Genomic DNA, 17376 nt, shown 5'->3' on the forward strand with positions numbered 1-17376 from the left:
GTTTCGGCTGAGACAGGATCGATCAAGCGGCTCGGATCATGTCGTACAGCCAAGTGCCCGCTTTTGTATGCCTGAAACCCAAATCCCGGACGCTGTCCATGTGATTACGCCCCTCGACGATGCCGCTCGAAGCCGTCAGGCGCTGCTCCGTCAGGCGATCGGCAAACAATTTGGCCTGCAGGTGAAACGGTTCGGTTTCCCGCTCGCCGACCAGCAGCGTGACCTTTGTCCGCGACGAGTGGGATTTGCTCATCGGCGAATACGCCCCGACTTCCGTGTCGGTCAGGCCTATCAAGGGCTCAAGAAAGGATTGCTGGAGGGGCTTCAAATCGTAGAGCCCGCCGAGCAGGAGTGCCGCCGAGGGCGGATGTGCCGACCCCTCGTCGAATAAAAAGGTCGCCAGATGCGCCCCGGCGGAATGGCCACTGACGCTTAGGCGACCGGCATCGCCACCATGGCTGGCGATATCATCCAGCACCCATTGCCTCGCGCGCCGGACCTGGTCGACGATTGCCGCCATCCTGACGGCGGGCATCAGCGCATAGTCGATCACGACCGCGATTGCCCCGGCGCTCGTCACCGTTTCGGCGAGGTAGGAATAGTCGCTCTTGGCGAACATACGCCAATAGCCGCCATGGATGAAGATGTGCACCGGGAGGTCCCTGCGCGGTCCCTCCGGAAAGAACAGGTCGAGGCGTTCGGCCTCGTGCGGGCCATAGGCGATGTCCGCCAGCATCGGCAGCGAAGCCCGCGTCGCGGCACTGCGTGCGACGATGTCGGCCACGATGTCATCGAAATCGGCAACGTGGTCGCGGGTGCGAAAAGGGTCCTTCGACATGGTGTCCGCTCAAAAGGTTACAGCGATGTATTTGGCCTCCATGAACTCGGCGATGCCGTGATGCTGGCCCCCTTCCCGCCCGAGGCCGCTCTGCTTGACTCCGCCGAAAGGCGCGGCGGGATCCGACATCAGGCCGCGGTTGAGGCCGATCATGCCGGCCTCGATCTCGGCGGCCACCCGCATGCCGCGCGCCACATCGCGGGTGTAGAGATAGGCAGCGAGGCCGTATTCGGTGTTGTTGGCGTGGAGAATGGCCTGCGCCTCGCTCTCGAAGCGGGTGATGGGCGCTACCGGGCCGAAGATCTCCTCATGCGCCATATCGGCGTCCGGCGAGACTTCGGACAGGACCGTCGGCGGATAAAAGAAGCCATCCCCTTCAGGCACCGAGCCGCCGCACAGCACCTTGGCACCACGGTTGACCGCGTCCTTGACCAGCCGGTCGATCTTGTCGACCGCCTTCTTGGTGATCATGGGTCCACATTCGGTGTCCGCCTTGGTGCCGGCGCCGATCTTGAGCGCAGCCATGCGCCGCGCAAGGCCGCCGGCGAACGCATCGTGGATACCGGACTGGACGTAGATGCGGTTGGCAGCCGTGCAGGCTTCGCCGGCATTGCGCATTTTGGCGATCATGGCGCCGTCGAGGGCCGCATCGAGATCGGCATCGTCGAAGACGATGAAGGGCGCATTGCCGCCAAGCTCCATGGAACAGGAAATCACACGCTTGGCGGCTTCGGCGAGCAAGGCCCGGCCGATCCCGGTCGAACCGGTGAAGGAGAGCTTCCTGACGCGCGGATCGGCCAGCATGGCCGACGTCAGGGGGCCGGGTGTCGACGTCGTCAGCACGTTCACGACACCGTCCGGTACGCCGGCGTCGCTGTAGAGCGCGGCCAGCGCATAGGCGGTCAGCGGCGTCTCGCTGGCCGGTTTCAGAATGACCGTGCAGCCTGCCGCGAGTGCCGGTGCGATCTTGCGCGTCGCCATCGCGGCGGGGAAATTCCACGGCGTGATGAGGACGCAGATGCCGATCGGCTGGTAATCGACGACGATGCGGTTGGCGCCGGACGGGGCGGTGCCGAACTCGCCGGTGATACGAACCGCTTCCTCGGCGTTCCAGCGGAAGAATTCAGCTGCATAGGCGACCTCGCCGCGCGCGTCGCGCAGGGCCTTGCCGTTCTCCAGCGAGATCAGCATGGCAAGCGTCTCCGACCGCTCGACCATCAGCTCGAAACAGCGCCTGAGAATCTCCGAGCGCTTGCGCGGCGCTGTCTCGCGCCACCCCTTGGCGGCCTTGGCCGCTGCCTCGACCGCGGCGGCGGCATCCTCCACGGTCGCATCGGGGACTGCCGCGATCACCGCGCCGGAGGATGGATCGGTGACCTCGATGAGCCCGCCGTCGGACGACGGCAGCCATTGTCCGCCAATATAGAGCCGGTGCGGAAAGCCACGAACGTCGTATGGATCCTGATCGAGGGGGAAGGCATTGTAGGGAAGGTTCATCGTCTTGTTCCTGACGTTCACATGGCGCAGGCGGTGAGATCGCCGTCATAGGCCGCCTGGACAAGGCGGCGCATGGCGGCAAGGTCGAATGGGCGCGGGTTGTTCTTGATCAGGCGATCGATGCCGAGCGCCTGCTCGGCGGTCCAGTCGAGCTTGTCGGCCGGGAGCCCCAAACCGGCCAGCGTCGGGGTGATGCCGATCGCCGCAAACAAGCGCCTGATCTCCTCGATGGTCGCGTCCGCCATTTCGTCGATACCACGACCGTTCGGCTCGAGGCCAAGAGCAATCCCTATCTCGGCGATCTCAGCCGCGGCCACGCGGCTGTTGTAGCTCATGACGTAAGGCATCATTGTCGCCACTCCCAGCCCATGCGGCGTATGTGTGAGCGCGCCGGCCGGGTATTGCACCGCGTGCGCCGCCGCCGTGCCGGCGGTGCCGAACGCGCAACCCGCAGCCAGCGCTCCCATCATCACGTCGGAGCGCGCCTCGGCGTCGCCGCCGTCAATGCACGCCTTCTCCAGGCTGCGGCCGAGAAGTTTGACGGCCAGCAGCGCGAAATGGTCGGTCAGTGGCGTCTTGCCGATGAACACGTGGCGCTGCGGCAGGCTGAAGTCCCCGTCCCGGCGCATGGCCGTAAAGGCCTCGATCGCATGCGTGAGCGCGTCGGCACCGGCAACCGCGGTCAGGCCCGGCGGACAAGTCATTGTCAGTTCGGGGTCGCAGACGGCAACGGCAGCGATAAGATAGGGGCTCGATATGCCGACTTTGAGCGTCCGTTCCGGATCCGATATCACGGCGACGGGCGTCACCTCCGATCCTGTGCCAGCCGTGGTCGGCACGGCGATCAGCGGCAGCATCGGCCCCGGGACCTTGAACTCGCCGTAGTAGTCCCGCAGCTCGCCGCCGTGGCTGATCAGCAAGGCGGCACATTTGGCGAAATCGAGACAGCTGCCGCCGCCGATGCCGATCACCATATCTGGCCGGAAGCCCCTCGCTTCCTCGACGCAGACCGCCACCGAATCGCGCGGCACGTCCGGGAGGACACCGTCGTGAACCAGCACGTCGATTGATGCCGACCGCAGGGATTCCATCATTTCGGCGAACACGCCGGTGCCGGCGAAACGCTCGTCGGTGCAGACCAGGGCGCGGCGGCCATGGCGGCCGGCCACGGCTGGCAGCGCATGACGTTGTCCCTTTCCGAATAGAATTTCGCGTGGGAGCCGGAGGGCTGTGAGAAGGCTCATGACAGGCTGCATCCTTGGGGAGTTTCGGAGAAACGCATTGCAAAAATCCGCACCGAAAATCCTCAATTGAGCGGCGCCGATAAAATCGTATAGGATATAGTATTGCATCGGTCAAACCCTCGTGTTAGCAGTCTCCCCAGTCGAGAGGCGAAAAATGCAATCTGCCAGTTTGAGCAATAATGGTGAAGCGCCCACGGGAGCGGGCCGCATTCAGCGGGCCGGCAGCCTGGCCGAGGACGTCTACGAGGCCATCTTCGCCCAGCTGATGTCGCTGAAGATCGCGCCCGGTTCGCGCATCACCGTCGACAATCTGGTCAAGGAATTCGACGTTTCCCATACGCCGATCCGCGAGGCGCTGGGGCGTCTCGAAGGCGAAGGACTGGTTCTGAAGACGCACCTGATCGGATATCGCGCCGCGCCGCAGATCACGCGGCGCCGTTTCGACGAATTGTACGAAATGCGTCTCCTGCTCGAACCGCACGGCGCGGCGAAAGCCGCTGCCACGATGGACGAGGCCAAGCTCGGCACGCTGCTGGAGGCCGCAGGCGTGATGTCGCGCCGCGAGGGCAAGGACGAGCGCCTGCGCTATTCGAACTTCGCCAGGCAGGACGCGATCTTCCACGACAGGATCATGGAATACGCCGAAAACGAGCTCATCCGCGAGACGCTGGGTTTTCAACACACCCACTTCCACATTTTCCGCCTGATGTACCATTCCCGCGTGACCGAGGAGGCGCTGGACGAGCATGAGGCGATCCTCGCCGCGTTCGGCTCTGCCGATCCGGATGCCGCCGCGAAAGCAATGCGCGCCCACATCGAGCACTCGCGCGATCGCCTGCTGCCGGCCTTCGATTGAGGCCTGAACGAATGTCCGTTACCGCCAATATTGCCGGAGAGGGAGGAAGTGCGCTGCCCGGCGGCAGTGCGCCTGGGGCCGTGGAGCCGGTGCTGCGCGCTCAGGGTCTCTCGAAGCAATATGGGCCGGTGACCGTGCTCTCCGACGTCACGCTCGACATCCTGCCGGGCGAAATCCACGCCATCATCGGCGAGAACGGTGCCGGAAAATCCACTTTGATGCGGCTGCTGTCCGGCTATGCCGAGCCAACCCGCGGCACCTTGTCCATGGCCGGTCGGCCGGTGACGTTCGCCAAGCCCGACCAGGCCCAGAAAGCCGGCATCGCCCTCGTGCACCAGGAGATCCTCCTCGCCGAAGCGCTTACGGTGACGGACAACCTATTTCTCGGCCGCGAGCTTTCGCGCCGCCATGTGATGGACGACCGCGCCATGCGGCGCCTTGCAGCCGAGAAGCTGGCACGGATCGGCTGCGCGGTCTCGCCGACCGCGCTGGTGCGCGACATCTCGCTGGCCGACCGCCAGCTGGTCCAGATCGCCCGCGCGCTGCTCGACGACTACAAGGTCGTGATCTTCGACGAACCGACCGCCGTGCTGACCGGCGAGGAAGTGGATCGGCTCCTCGAAATCGTCCGGCAGCTAAAAGGTCATGGCACGGCCGTCCTCTATATCAGCCATCGGCTGGATGAGGTGCAGCAGCTTGCCGACAAGGTGACCGTGCTGCGCGACGGCAGGATGGTCGGCACCTATCCGGGCACGGCCTTGACGCAGATGGACATGGCACGCCTGATGGTCGGCCGCGAGCTTGCAACGCTTTACCCGCAGAAGAGCGCACCGTCCAATGAGCCGATGCTGAGCGTGAAAAACGCCACCGTCCCGGGCTACGCCGAAGACGTCTCTTTCACCGTCCACAGGGGCGAAATTCTTGGCTTTGCCGGCATGATCGGCGCGGGCCGCACGGAACTGTTCGAAGGGCTGGTGGGCCTGCGTCCGGCCCACGCCGTGATCGAACTCGAGGGACGGCCCGTCCGGATCCGCTCGCAACGCGAAGCGATCGACGCAGGCATCGGTTACCTGACCGAGGACCGAAAGAGCAAGGGCCTGCTCCTCGAGGAACGGCTGGCGCCCAACCTCACGCTTTCCGCACTTGAACGGTTCCATCCCGCACTGGCTCTCAGCAGACGCCGCGAGTCGGCCGCGCTGACAGAGGCCGTCCGGAGCTACGATATCCGGCTCAAGAGCCCTGGCGTGAAGGCGGGACAGCTTTCCGGCGGCAATCAGCAGAAGCTGCTGCTCGCCAAGGTGCTGCTCACCAACCCCTCTGTGGTCGTCATCGATGAACCGACCCGTGGCATCGACATCGCCAACAAGGCTCAGATCTACGCCTTCATCCACGCCATCGTCGGCAGCGGCAAAGCCTGCATCGTCATCTCGTCGGAAATGCAGGAGCTGATCGGCATCTGCGACCGCATCCTCGTCATGCGGGAAGGCCGCCTGACGGGCGAGGTCCAAGGCGCCGAGATGACCGAAAGCAATGTGGCGCTGCTGGCGACAAGCGGCCCGAAACCGAGGCCGAAGGCCGAGGGAGGAACAGAATGGCTGTCATGACCGGATCCCCATCCACACATCGCGTCGGTGATTTGAACATCACCTGGACCGACGTGGGTCCCTTCCTGGCATTGGCCGCCCTGCTGGTGGTCGGCTTCCTCATCAATCCAGACTTCCTCTCCGCGACCAACCTTGCCAACGTCATCACCCGCAGCGCCTTCATCGCCATCATCGCTGTCGGCGCGACGTTCGTTATCTCGTCGGGAGGGCTCGATCTTTCCGTCGGCTCGATGGCCGCCTTCGTCACCGGCATCACCATCATGTTCATGAACGCGGTGGCGCCGCACGCCGGCCTGTGGGCGATACCGGCTGGAATGCTCGTGGCGACCCTGGTCGGTCTTATGTGTGGCCTCGCCAACGGCCTAATCGTCACCATAGGCCGGATCGAACCGTTCATTGCGACGCTCGGCACAATGGGCATTTTCCGCGCGTTGATCACCTATCTGACCGACGGCGGCACGATACCAATAGACCGGTCGCTGCGCGAAGCGTATCGGCCGGTCTATTTCGGCACCGTCGGCGGTGTCCCGATCCCGATCCTGATATCCGTCGCCGTCGCCGCGGTCGCATCGTTCGTCCTCTACAAGATGAAGTATGGGCGCAAATGTGCGGCGGTGGGCGCAAACGAGGACGTCGCGCGCTATTCCGGCATCTCCGTCATCAAGACGCGCACCATTGCTTACATCGTCCAAGGCGTTTGCGTAGCCATCGCCGCGATCTGCTACGTACCGCGACTAGGTGCCGCAACGCCGACCACCGGGCAGCTCTGGGAACTGCAGGTGATCACCGCCGTGGTGATCGGCGGCACGGCGCTGCGTGGCGGCAAGGGTCATGTCTGGGGAACCGTCGCCGGCGCCGTCATTCTGGAGCTGATCGCCAATCTCATGGTGCTGTCGGACTTCGTCTCCGAGTACCTGGTTGCCGCGGTTCAGGGCGTCATCATCATCATCGCGATGCTCATTCAGAGGTTCTCGAATTCGAAATAGCCCCGTGTCCGGACCACACGGGTGCGTCTTTGCAGGTCCAATCTGGGAGAAGAAAATGTTTAGTAAAAGATGGATGGCTGCGGCCGCGCTCGGCTCGCTGCTGCTGACTGGCCATGCCATGGCCGAGGACAAGAAAGTCATCGCCGTTTCGATACCGGCCGCCGACCACGGCTGGACCGCCGGCGTCGTCTATCACGCGCAGACGGCGGCCAAGGAAATCAACGCGGCTTTCCCCGGCGTCGAGGTCATCGTAAAGACGTCGCCGTCGGCGGCCGATCAGGTGTCGGCGATCGAGGATCTCTCCGCCTCACGCAAGATCGATGCGCTGGTGATCCTGCCTTACTCCTCGGAAGAATTGACCGAACCGGTCAAGGCCATCAAGGAGAAGGGCACCTTCATCACCGTCGTCGACCGTGGCCTGACCGACCCGACCATCCAGGGCCTCTACGTCGCCGGCGACAACATCGCCGTCGGGCGCAACACCGCGAAATACATGATCGACAAGCTTGGCGGCAGGGGCGACCTGGTTGTCCTGCGCGGCATCCCAACGGTGATCGACGATGAGCGCATCAAGGGCTTTCAGGACGCCATCGCCGGGACCGGCCTCAAGGTTCTCGACATTCAGTACGCTCATTGGAACAGCGACGAAGCCTTCAAGCTGATGCAGGACTACCTCGCCAAATATCCGCATATCGACGCGGTGTGGGCGAACGACGACGACATGCTGCTGGGGGTGCTCGAGGCGGTCAAGCAGTCGGGCCGCACCGATATCAAGCTGGCGCTTGGCGGCAATGGCATGAAGGACATCGTCAAGAAGGTCATCGACGGCGACACCATGACCCCCGTCGAGACTCCCTACCCGCCGTCCATGATCAAGACGGCCATCTACATGACCATGGCCAATTTGGCTGGCCAGGCCCCGGTTCGCGGCGCCGTCAAGCTGGACGCGCCGCTGATCACCAAGGACAACGCCAAGGAATACTTCTTCCCCGACTCTCCGTTCTGAAGAACGCAATCAATGCGGGGCGCAGCATGACTCGCCCCGCCCCTTTCACACGACAGAGGACATGATCATGTCAGGCAAGAAAATATTGATGCTCACCGGCGAGTTCACCGAGGAGTACGAGATCTTCGTCTACCAGCAAGCAATGGAAGCCGTCGGTCACACGGTCCACGTGGTCTGCCCGGACAAGAAGGCAGGAGACCTCATCAAGACCTCCCTGCACGACTTCGAGGGCGACCAGACCTACACCGAAAAGCTCGGCCATTTTCAGGTGATCAACAAGACGTTTGCCGAGGCGGAAAAGCAGCTCGATCAATACCACGCCGTATATTGCGCCGGCGGCCGCGGCCCGGAATACATCCGCACCGACAAACGGGTGCAAGCCATGGTGCGCCACTTCCACGATACCCAGAAGCCGATCTTCACGATCTGCCATGGGGTCCAGATTCTGATTGCCGTGGACGGTGTCGTGCGCGGCAAGAAGGTCGGCGCGCTCGCCGCTTGCGAACCGGAAGTGACGCTGGCCGGCGGCACCTACATCGACCTGTCGCCGACCGAGGCGTATGTCGACGGAACCATGGTGTCGGCCAAGGGATGGACAGCCCTCGCTGCCTTCATCCGCGAATGCCTGAAGGTGCTCGGGACCGAGATTCGCCATAATTAAGCAAGGTCGGCGCGCGTCAACAATGCGCCGGCTTCTGTTGTGATGGGATGTGCATCCACGTGTCTTTGAAGCGGGCCCTCGGTCGGTGAGATCGAGGGCCACCGTCGCCGGTCAATCGAAGAATCCGGCATCCTCCGCCAGCAAATACTTCCTGGCGCTTTCGGCGTCGATATCGAGGCCTAGCCCCGGTGCTTCCAGCAGATCCACCATGCTGTCCCTCACGATCTGCTTGGGCAGGCCGATGACGATGTCGTTCCACCAGGGGTCCGAGGCACTGGGGTATTCGAACGCCACGTAATTGGCGGGCAAGGTGGCGCAGACGTTGATCAGCGCGCCGAGGCCCAGCAGGCCATTCGCCGTGCCATGCGGCGCCATCAGGATCGAGTGCATATAGGCGTGCTCGGCGACCCATTTGAGCTCGGCAATGCCGCCGATGTCGGCAGGATCGGGGCCGATGACGCGCACCGCCTGTGTCTCGATCAGCTCCTTGAAATTGTGCCTGAGGTAAATCTGCTCGCCGGTATGGATCGGCGTCGAGGTGGAGGTGGTCAGTTCCCGGTAGGCCTGCGGATTGACCCACGGCACATAGTCGCCGGTCAGCATGTCCTCCAGCCACATCAAATTGTACCTCTCGACCGCGCGGGCAAACTTGATCGCATCGGGCAGCATCCAGCCCGGGCCGCAGTCGAGTGCCAGGCTGACCTTGTCGCCCAGCACTTCCTTCATCGCGATCACGCAGTCGAGCATGTGGTTGAAACCGCGTTCGCTGATCACGCCCTGATCCATCGCGCCGTGATAGCCGGCCTTCTTCTGCGTCACGCCGTAATGGAAGTCCTCGATGGTGTCCTTCATGTTGGAATGGAACGAGATTCCTTGCTTAACCATGAAGAAGTTCTGCGGCTGCTCCATCATCCATTTGACGTCTGCGGCATAGTCCTCCGGCCGGTCGCCTGTGCGCTTCTGGCGGATCGAGCCGTTATAGACGCGTACCTTGTCGCGCACCTTGCCGCCGAGCAGCTTATAGGCCGGCACGCCCGCGGCCTTGCCGGCAATGTCCCAAAGCGCATGTTCGATAGCGCTGACCGCCGCGCCGTAGGGCTTGAAAGAACCGCGTTGGCGGATCTTCAACATGACCCGCTCGACATCGGTCGGATCCTCGCCGATCAGCGCCTCGCGGAAATGCAGCACAAAGGGCTTGAGGTAGGTCTTGGTGAACTCGACTTCTCCCAGTCCATAGAGGCCCTCGTCGGTCACGACGCGAACGATGGGGTGCTTGCCGATAACGGCACAGCGAAGGTCGGTGATCTTCATCGTGCGGTCCTATCTCACGGACGAGAAAGCTGTCGGCGTGAGCAGCTGGCTGCTGATATTGGCAACGATCTGCCCGTCGCGCTCGGACTCGTCCCGGGCCCTGTGCCATGCCGGATCGGTGACGAAAGCCGTCCATTTCGCCTCACGCTCGGCCAGTGATTCCCAGGCTAGGAAATAGGTGAGGCGGTTGCTGTTTTCGCCGATTGCCGTGGTGAAAAACCCGGCTTGGCGGATGCCATGCCTCTCCCAGATGGCCAGCGTTTGGTCGGAAAAGCGCTTGAGCAAAGCCGGCAGCCTGCCCGGCAGGCAGTCATAGATGCGCAGTTCGTAGATCATGGTTTCGTCCGTTTCCTTCTTCGCCTCTCCCTTGGGAGAGGTCGACACGAATGGTCAGTCGTCGGCCCTGTGAGCCAAGGAGAGTGAGGGCAGGAGTCTGGGCTAACTCCAGGTCCGGTCCCAGCTATATTCATTGTCCCAATGCTCGGTGGATTGCCATATCCCGGTGACACCGGGCTGCAGGTGCTGGCTGATCACCTCGTCGACCACATCGTCTATGCCCAACCCCGGCTTGTCGGGCACGGTGATGAAGCCGTCCTTGACGAGCGGCTTGGGAAGGCCTGTGACGATATCGTCCCACCAGTCGACATCGGCAGAGTGGTATTCGAGCGCCATGAAATTTTCGGTAGCGGTCGCGACATGCGCGGCGGCCATCGCGGCGATCGGGCTTTCGGCCATATGGATGGCCATGGCGACACCGTGATCCTGCGCCATGTCGCCGATCTTCTTGGTCTCGAGAATACCCCCACTGGTGAGCAGGTCCGGGTGGATGACGGAGAGGCCGCCGCTCTTGAGCAGCGGCTCGAAGCCTTCCTTGAGGTAGATGTCTTCGCCGGTGCACATCGGCACCGTGGTGGCCCCCTGCAATTGTCGGTACTGCTCGGTGTGTTGCCAGGGGATCACATCCTCCAGCCAGGCCGGGGCGTATTTCTCGATGCGACGCGACAGGCGTATGCCGTCCTGCAGCGAGATGTGGCCGACATGGTCGATGGCGAGCGGGATCTCGTATCCGATCACCTCGCGAACCTCGTGGATGTACTGCTCGAGCAGGTCGATCCCCTTCTCGGTGAAATGCAGGCCGGTGAACGGGTGCTGCACGTTCTGCGCGTCGTAGGCAAGATTGCGGGCCTTGCGCTCCTCAAGCGTGCCGCCACGGCCGCGCGGATTGGCATGAAACCCTTCGAGCGCGCCGGCGGGCGCGGATACGGCGCCCGGGACATGGGCGATCTGCATCAAGCCCAGGTCCATCTTGAGGAAGGTGAAACCACGGTCCATGCGCTGCTTGAGGCGCTTTCCGGTTTCGGTGCCGCTTGGTTTCTCGGCATCGGTATCGCAATAGACGCGCACCTGATCGCGGAACTTGCCGCCGAGCATCTGGTAGATGGGAACGCCATAGGCCTTGCCGGCGAGATCCCAGAGCGCGATCTCGACCGCCGAGACGCCGCCGCCCTGCCGACCGTGCCCGCCGAATTGCTTGATGCGGCGAAACAGGCGATCGATGTCGCAGGGGTTCTCGCCAAGCAGCCGGCTCTTCAGCATCAGTGCGTAGGTGGCGCTGGCGCCGTCGCGCACCTCGCCAAGCCCGACGATGCCTTGATTGGTATAGATCTTGAGCAGCGCCGAGGTGAACGGTGCACCGACGATCTCGGCCACCCGCATGTCGGTGATGCGAAGCTCGGACGGCTTCGAGTTGGTGTTGACCCGGTTGAGGGCCTCGTCGGCTCCATCCGTCTTTGGCATGACTTATCCCCGTTCTGATTTGCGGGTTGTCGCCCGCATGCTGCCGATTGCGTTGCTAGCCCAGTTCGATCTCATGGGCTTGCAGGTAATCGCGGTTCATCTCGATGCCGAGACCCGGCCTCAACGAGAGCTTGAGGCTACCGTTCGAAACATCGAGCGGCTCGTCGATAAGATGATCGTACTTGCCCAAATTCCACTCCGACGTTTCGAGCTTGTAGAAGTTCGGAACGGTCATCATCACCTGCGCTCCCGCAACCACGTTGATCGGTCCCGCGGCGTCATGCGGCGAGACTGGGATGTAGTAGGCTTCGCACAGGGCGGAAATCTTCTTGAGTTCGGTAATTCCGCCGGTCCAGGTGACGTCAGGCATGATGTAGTCGGCGAGCTTGTTCTCGAGAACCGGCACGAAATCCCACTTTGTGTGGCCACGCTCGCCCCAAGAGATAGCGGCACTGACCTTCTCGCGAACCTGCTTGAGGGCGTTAAGGCTCTCGGGCGGGCATGGCTCCTCGAACCAGTCGATCTGGCCGGCCTCCTCGAGGCTGCGACAGAGGCGAATGGCGGTCGGAACATCGAAGCGGCCGTGCGCATCGATGAGGATGTCGATGTCGGGGCCTGCCGTTTCTCGGATCAGAGCCGTGAGTTCGGCAGCCTCGCGCTCGTCCTTGCGGGTCATGCCGCCGTCGAGATAGCCGTCCCGCTGTTCGCGCGACACACCGTCGGCATCGCGACCCTGGTGGGGGAAGGGGTCGAACTTTAGAGCAGTATGTCCGGACTCGACGATGTCCAGGATTTCGCGCACCACAGCGTCCTTGCTGGTGAATTTGGCCTGGTTGGGATGGGTGTAGAGCGCGATCTCATCGCGGACCGGCCCGCCCAACAGCTCGTAGATCGGCTTGCCGAGGACTTTGCCCCTGATGTCCCAGAGGGCTATGTCGATCGCGCTCACGCATTCGACCGCGGCGCCACGGCTACCCATATAGGTGAAGCCGCGGAAGATCTTGTGCCAGAGGCATTCGATACGCGCCGGATCTTCGCCTGTCACGGCGGCTCCGATCTGTCGAAGGATCGTGCAGAGGGCGCGGTTGGCGAGCTTCGTGGTGGTGGTGATCTCTCCCCAGCCGCTCACTCCCTCGTCTGTCGTTACCTCGACGAACAGGAATTCCCCCCAATAGGAAGCACCAGACTTGATCAGCCACGGCCGAACGCTCGTGATTTTCATTTCAACTGCCTTTTCACTAGTGGTCAACCACGCTGTTCCAGACCTGACCCCTCGTCCTATCCGGCCCGAGCGGCGTTGCGTGCACGCATCTGTTCGAGAACATGCCGGCCGGAACCCTCGACGTGGCGGGAGATGAGTTCGGCTGCCTTGTCGGCCTCCCCGGTCTTGATGAGCGCAATGAGTTCGCGATGCTCACGAATGATCGCGGCACGCCGCGCGAGCGTGAAATTGAAACGCCGGCTCACCGCTCGCAGCACTTCGCGATGCTTCCACCAGAGCTCGGCGGCATGGCGGTTATAGTGCCGCTGGTACATCACCGTGTGAAATGCGGTATCCAGTTCACTGTGCCTGAACGTGTCGGCGAAATTGTTCTCTTCGATCAGGCCTTGGATGCGTTCGAGTTCGGCGATGTCCTCGCCGGTGGCCATACCTACAAACCATCGCGTCAGGGCTGGCTCGATCAGAACTCCGATCTCGTAGATATCGCGGACGAAATCCTGATCGATGGGCCTTACACGCGCCCCGCGGTTGGGAGAAAAGATGACGAACCCCTCGCCCCGCAACAGTTGCAGGGCCTCGCGCACGGGATTGGTCGACGTGCCGTGGCGGCGGGCGAGATCGGTCACAACAAGCCGTTCGTTGGCGGCGAGCCGTCCCTCGATGATGTCTTCCCTGATCAGTTCGTAAAGCGAGGCACCCTCGCTGGAGGCTCCGGTGGCGTCGATCCCCGGGGGTGGCTTTGCTTTGAAATCGTCTGTTTCGGCCAAGGGCCGGCTCCCCAAATTAATACACAGTCTGTCCGATATCACGCACGGTTCCCATAAACAATGTACGATCTCGTGCGTTGACAGGCAATCCATGTTCTGAAAACGTACCAAGTGGTCGAGAGGATACACCGTACTGCAATAGCCATCCTCGCGATCGCAGGGCGGAGAACCAGGGAGGATACCTATGACGAGGATCATGCTCGGCAGTGCGGTCCTGCGCGGCACTGTCGTCGGTATTTTGACGGCATCACTTATGTCCACATCGGCGTTGGGTGCGCCACCGGTCGACCTCAGCAAATGGTCGCCCGAATATGTGCGCTCCATCGCGGGAACACAGGATTTCGACACGGCCGGCGATTGCGCCAAGGTCACGCCGCTGGATTACAAGGGGCGACTGACTTTCTGGTATCAGGGCGTGTTCGAGGGCGATCCCGACCTGCTGCGCCAGTACTACAAGGATTTCTTCGAGACTTTCCGCAAGACCTATCCGAACATCAAGCTCGAGGAACAGGCCCTCACCTATAACGACCTTCTCGACAAGTTCCGCACCGCGCTCCTGGGCAATGCCGCGCCGATGGCGGTGCGCCTGCAAATCCTGGGCGGTACCGAATTCGCCTCGAAAGGCTATCTGCAGCCGCTCAAGCCGGAGGATGTGGGCTATTCGACCGAGGATTTCTGGCCCGGCGCCATGAAGGCCGTGACCTGGGATGGGGTCACATACGGCGTTCCAACGAACAACGAGACGATGGCGTTCATCTGGAATGCCGACATCTTCAAGCGTGCGGGTCTCGATCCGGACAAGGCTCCCGCAACCTGGGACGACGTCGTCAAATATTCCAAGCAGATCCACGACAAGCTCGGCATTGCCGGTTACGGCCTCGTGGCTCGCAAGAATGCCGGCAATACGCCCTATCGCTTCATGCCACAGCTGTGGGCCTATGGCGGCGGCGTCTTCGACGAAGCCACCGCGAACCCGACTTACAAGGAGGTGGAACTCGACAGCCCGCAGAGCAAGGCGGCGCTGCAAGCCTCATACGACATGTATGTCCGCGACAAGTCGGTTCCGGTTTCGGCGCTCACCAACCAGCAGGCCGACAACCAGCCTCTGTTCGTCGCCGGCCAGTTGGGCATGATGGTTTCCCACCCGTCCGACTACAATGTCATGCTCGACCTGCAGGCCAAGGCGACCGGGACCGACAAGGACAAGGCGCAGACCGTCATCGACAATATGCGTTACGGCCTGATCCCGACCGGTCCTGACGGCAAGCGCGCCGTCGTGTTCGGCGGCTCGAACATTCACATCCTGAAGCCCGAGTATGTAGAGGGTGGCAAGGTGGACGAGCCGGCCGCGAAAGCGATGATCTGCATGTGGGCGAGCCCCGAATGGTCGCTGAAGATGGCCTATGCCGGCTCGAACCCGGGCAATCTTAACGGCTTCAAGACCAAATGGATGAAGGAACGTCTGGACCATATCAAGTTCCTCGATGTCACGACTTCGATGCTGCCCTATGGCATCCCCTTCCCGGCGCTGCCGGAATCCCCCGAGATCATGAACATCATCGTCCCGGACATGCTGCAGAATGCGCTGACCGGCGCGATGACCGTCGACCAGGCAGCGGACGATGCGGCCAAGAAGGTGAAAGACCTAATGGGCGGGCTCTAGTCCCAACCTGACCTGCGAACCGGCTGCGCCAAGAGCGCAGCCGGTTCTTTCCGAAAAACAAGGGCACGCCACAGTGACGATCGTGACCGGCAAGGCCGAGGCTCGCCGAAAATCGCAACCCGGCGGGTCAGGCGCATTGCGGAACATCTGGGCCCATCGCGCCGACTACGCATACGTGCTCCCGGCGATCGCCGTGATGCTCGTCGTCATCGCCTATCCGATCTACTACACGATCGAGCTGTCGTTCTATAAGACGCCGCCCGGTCTGCAGCTCCGCGACAAGACCTTCATCGGCTTCGACAATTACACCACCATCCTCACCAGCGATGTGTTCTGGAAAGTAACCTGGAACACCCTGATCTGGACATTCGGATCCACTTTCATCTCCTTTGTCCTGGGGTTTGCCACGGCGCTGGCGCTGCACCGAGACTTTGTCGGCCGCGGCGTCCTGCGCGCCATCCTGATCATTCCCTGGGTGATCAGCGCCGTTGCCGCCTCCTATATCTGGAAGTGGATCTACCATTCGGATTTCGGCATCATCGGCGCGGTGCTGGTCGGCCTCGGATTGACTGACCGGCCACCCAATTTCATCGACAACGTCAGCACGGTGCTGCCCTCCCTGATCGTCGTCAATATCTGGCGCGAGTTTCCGTTTGCCATGATCATGATGATGGCCGGCCTGCAGACAGTCCCCGAGCAATTGTTGCGGGCCGCCAAGGTCGACGGGGCCAATGCATGGCAGCGCTTCTGGCACGTCACTTTCCCGCACTTGCGCAACGTCTCGGTGGTGACGATCCTGCTGCTCGCGGTGGCCAACTTCAATTCCTTCATCATCCCCTGGATCATGACCGCAGGCGGGCCGTCGAACGCATCGCATATCTGGATAACCCACATCTATGAGCTCGCCTTCGGCCGCCAGCGCTGGGGCGTGGCATCGGCTTATTCGGTGCTCCTGTTCCTCATCCTGATGACGCTGGGCTATTTCTACGTCCGGGCGCTAAGCGGCAATGAGCGGAAAGAGGGGAGCACATGAGCACGCTTGCAGAGACAGCCTCCCGAGGCCGGCCCCATCGCCGCATGCGCGTCGACGGATGGCGCTGGGCCGGGCGCATCTTCCTCTTGTTCATGCTGATTTACACCGCGGTGCCGATGATCTGGATGCTGATCACCTCGATCAAGTCCGGCTTCGCGGCGACGCAATTCCCGCCGCAATGGTGGCCAAACGAGCCTACGCTTGCCAGCTACAAGAAGCTGCTCGATCCGCAGAACAGCGTCGGCCAGGACTTCCTGCGCTTCTTCTGGAACAGCCTGTTCGTGTCGACCGTCACGACAATCCTTTCGGTGATCGTTGCCGTCCCCGCGGCCTACGCGTTTTCGCGCTTCACCTTCCCCGGCCGGAACTTCCTGTTCTTCGCCGTGCTGCTGCGCAACATGTTCCCAGCGGTGATCTTTCTCGTGCCGCTCTTCATCCTGATGCGTGCGATCGGGCTGGTGAACACGCATGGCTCGCTGATCCTGACCTATCTCACCTTCGGCCTGCCCCTGGCGATCTGGCTGCTCAAGGGTTTTTACGACAACATCCCGGTGCAGCTCGAGCAGGCGGCGCGTATCGATGGGGCAACACGGTTCCAGGCCTTCATCATGATCGTGGTGCCGCTCTCGACGCCGGGGATCATCGCCACCGCGATCTATTCCTTCATCGGCGCGTGGAACGAGTACATCTACGCCTACACGTTCCTCTCCAAAAATGAACAGTTGACCCTGCCTGTCGGCATCCAGCGCTTCTTCTCGGAAAACACGACGGACTTTCCGGGACTGATGGCGGCGAGCTTCATGATGAGCGTGCCTGTCGTGGTGCTGTTCCTCGTCCTGCAGCGATACTTCGTACGCGCCCTGACAGAAGGCGCGGTCAAGCATTAGGGAG

At 62.2% G+C, this 17376-nt stretch carries 16 protein-coding genes; 8 read left to right on the plus strand and 8 right to left on the minus strand.

All coding sequences use genetic code 11. From position 1 onward, the window contains the following. Positions 1-22: 22 nt before the first annotated feature. Genes LB524_RS04505 through LB524_RS04515 form a run of 3 tightly spaced genes read right to left on the minus strand, consistent with a single transcriptional unit; the run spans position 23 to position 3579 of the window. Complete coding sequence (locus LB524_RS04505) at positions 23-838, minus strand: alpha/beta hydrolase (RefSeq protein WP_224523948.1); 816 nt, start codon at positions 836-838, stop codon at positions 23-25. A 9-nt stretch (positions 839-847) separates the two neighbouring features. Continuing rightward, positions 848-2335, minus strand: a complete 1488-nt coding sequence (locus LB524_RS04510; RefSeq protein WP_224523950.1) for an NAD-dependent succinate-semialdehyde dehydrogenase — start codon at positions 2333-2335, stop codon at positions 848-850. Between the two features lie 17 nt (positions 2336-2352). Then, positions 2353-3579, minus strand: coding sequence for an iron-containing alcohol dehydrogenase (locus LB524_RS04515; RefSeq protein WP_224523951.1), 1227 nt, complete (start codon positions 3577-3579; stop codon positions 2353-2355). A gap of 154 nt (positions 3580-3733) precedes the next feature. Here LB524_RS04515 and LB524_RS04520 point away from each other — a divergent pair, with 154 nt between their 5' ends. The 5 genes from LB524_RS04520 (at position 3734) to LB524_RS04540 (ending at position 8692) form a co-directional block, all read left to right on the plus strand. Then, positions 3734-4435, plus strand: coding sequence for a GntR family transcriptional regulator (locus tag LB524_RS04520; RefSeq protein WP_224523953.1), 702 nt, complete (start codon positions 3734-3736; stop codon positions 4433-4435). Between the two features lie 11 nt (positions 4436-4446). Further along, complete coding sequence (locus LB524_RS04525) at positions 4447-6039, plus strand: sugar ABC transporter ATP-binding protein (RefSeq protein WP_140617569.1); 1593 nt, start codon at positions 4447-4449, stop codon at positions 6037-6039. Beyond that, a complete protein-coding gene (locus tag LB524_RS04530) occupies positions 6027-7025 on the plus strand; it encodes an ABC transporter permease (protein WP_411909895.1) in 999 nt (332 codons plus the stop codon). The genes LB524_RS04525 and LB524_RS04530 overlap by 13 nt, the downstream gene beginning before the upstream one ends. A 55-nt stretch (positions 7026-7080) precedes the next feature. Next, the gene (locus LB524_RS04535) at positions 7081-8031 is read left to right on the plus strand and encodes a substrate-binding domain-containing protein (RefSeq protein WP_224523956.1); all 951 of its coding nucleotides are present in this window, start codon (positions 7081-7083) and stop codon (positions 8029-8031) included. 67 nt (positions 8032-8098) lie between these two features. Then, positions 8099-8692, plus strand: a complete 594-nt coding sequence (locus LB524_RS04540; protein ID WP_015319191.1) for a DJ-1/PfpI family protein — start codon at positions 8099-8101, stop codon at positions 8690-8692. 111 nt (positions 8693-8803) lie between these two features. On the opposite strand, the gene LB524_RS04545 is transcribed toward LB524_RS04540, so the two are convergent. The 5 genes from LB524_RS04545 to LB524_RS04565 form a co-directional block, all read right to left on the minus strand. Next, positions 8804-10003 (minus strand): mandelate racemase/muconate lactonizing enzyme family protein, encoded by a 1200-nt coding sequence (locus tag LB524_RS04545; protein ID WP_015319192.1) that lies wholly within the window; start codon positions 10001-10003, stop codon positions 8804-8806. 9 nt (positions 10004-10012) lie between these two features. Continuing rightward, a complete protein-coding gene (locus LB524_RS04550; protein WP_140617572.1) occupies positions 10013-10339 on the minus strand; it encodes an NIPSNAP family protein in 327 nt (108 codons plus the stop codon). Between the two features lie 102 nt (positions 10340-10441). Continuing rightward, the gene (locus LB524_RS04555) at positions 10442-11800 is read right to left on the minus strand and encodes a mandelate racemase/muconate lactonizing enzyme family protein (protein ID WP_224523959.1); all 1359 of its coding nucleotides are present in this window, start codon (positions 11798-11800) and stop codon (positions 10442-10444) included. 55 nt (positions 11801-11855) lie between these two features. After that, on the minus strand, positions 11856-13022 hold the full coding sequence (locus tag LB524_RS04560) for a mandelate racemase/muconate lactonizing enzyme family protein (RefSeq protein WP_140877765.1): 1167 nt from the start codon (positions 13020-13022) through the stop codon (positions 11856-11858). A 56-nt stretch (positions 13023-13078) separates the two neighbouring features. After that, positions 13079-13789: a GntR family transcriptional regulator gene (locus LB524_RS04565; RefSeq protein WP_015319196.1), complete on the minus strand. Its 711-nt coding sequence runs from the start codon at positions 13787-13789 to the stop codon at positions 13079-13081. Positions 13790-13973: 184 nt separating this feature from the next. On the opposite strand from LB524_RS04565, the gene LB524_RS04570 reads away from it, so the two are divergent. The 3 genes from LB524_RS04570 (at position 13974) to LB524_RS04580 (ending at position 17372) form a co-directional block, all read left to right on the plus strand. Further along, positions 13974-15452 carry an ABC transporter substrate-binding protein gene (locus LB524_RS04570; RefSeq protein WP_015319197.1) on the plus strand — a complete coding sequence of 493 codons (1479 nt, stop codon included), beginning with the start codon at positions 13974-13976 and terminating at the stop codon, positions 15450-15452. Between the two features lie 73 nt (positions 15453-15525). Next, entirely contained in the window at positions 15526-16485 is a 960-nt protein-coding gene (locus LB524_RS04575) for a carbohydrate ABC transporter permease (protein ID WP_015319198.1), read from the plus strand. Beyond that, positions 16482-17372: a carbohydrate ABC transporter permease gene (locus LB524_RS04580; RefSeq protein ID WP_224523962.1), complete on the plus strand. Its 891-nt coding sequence runs from the start codon at positions 16482-16484 to the stop codon at positions 17370-17372. Before LB524_RS04575 ends, LB524_RS04580 begins: the two co-directional genes overlap by 4 nt. Positions 17373-17376 lie beyond the last annotated feature (4 nt).

The organism is Mesorhizobium sp. ESP6-5, assembly GCF_020164695.1.
Classification (GTDB): domain Bacteria; phylum Pseudomonadota; class Alphaproteobacteria; order Rhizobiales; family Rhizobiaceae; genus Mesorhizobium; species Mesorhizobium australicum.